General features: G+C 59.4%; 1 protein-coding gene. It reads right to left on the bottom strand.

Translation table 11 applies throughout. The annotated features are described in order from the left end of the window. On the bottom strand, positions 1 to 1,134 hold a 1,134-nt coding region (locus IF809_RS38585), incomplete at both ends, for an IS701-like element ISBj6 family transposase (RefSeq protein ID WP_462840082.1).

Here is a 1,134-nt window from a genome sequence, read left to right as displayed (position 1 = left end):
TTGCTGAGGCGGCGGCCGAAGGATGAGATCGACGATGGCATGGCGTACGGCGGGCATGGTTGGTTGAGGCGGAGGCCCGTTGATTCTTTTTTTTCCGCCCCGCGTATGCGAGGCGACGATGTTGCAGGAAGGCGTAGGCAATCATTGTCATAAGGGCGTGGCGATGAAGACCTTGCCATGATCGCCCTTCGAAGTGATCAAGTCCAAGCTCCTCCTTCAACTGTTGATGCGCCTGCTCACAAATCCACCGTGCCTTGATGGTGGCGGCCAGCGTGCGCAGATCCGTCGTCGCCGGAAGATTGGCGAGATAGTATTTGCTCTCCCCGGAGGCACGTTGCTCGCCAATGAGCCAGACTTCGTCGCCTGGGAGATGCTGCTGACCTTTATCCCATATCCGCTGCGGAGGGCCGTCGGCGGTGCGGACACGGAGGGCAGCAAATCGGGCTTTGAGCCGACCTTTCGTCCCGCTACGCCAACTCACGGTTTTCCATTTGGCGCTGGCCAGCATTTGTTCTGCCGCAATCGATAAGATATCGGGCACGTGGTGCTTTCGTGGTTTGCCACGGACTTTGGTGATCGGCCAAATGAGCTTCACATCGACGGGATACACTTTCTGGTGCCGAGGGATACCGACCGCCCAGGCCAGCCCGCGCTCTGTTAGCCCTTGTCGAAACGGTGCGCTGAGGCCGTATCCTGCATCCGCCAGCACACATCCAAAGCGCATGTTGGCTGCCATCGCGCGGTCAATCTCGGCCAAAGCGATCTCCGGCTTGGACCGTGGCGTTCGGTGTTCGATTGGCACGCGAGCGCGCTTCAAACGGGGCATGTCGCTTGTCCAGCTGTCAGGCAGAAAGAGACGTAACGCGACCATCACTGGCACTTCGCCGCGCGCAAGCGTTAAAGACACCAGCGTTTGGCAATTTGCAGTTTTACCGAGAGCCGATGCGTATTGCGCCGCAACACCGACCGATCGCTCACCCTTCTTCGGCAGTGAGGTGTCATCAATAACCAGCACCGCATCCCTGCCGCCGACGAGTCGGTCCGCCTGGTTGAGCAGCTCTGTCTCCAGCGGCGTCGCGTCCCAGACACCGTCGGCAATGAAATGGTGCAACTGGTCGTAGTTGCTCGTGACAA

Source organism: Bradyrhizobium sp. UFLA06-24 (assembly GCF_054967145.1).
The sequence above is the reverse complement of the archived record's forward strand: the minus strand, read 5'-3'. Positions and strand labels throughout refer to the sequence as shown.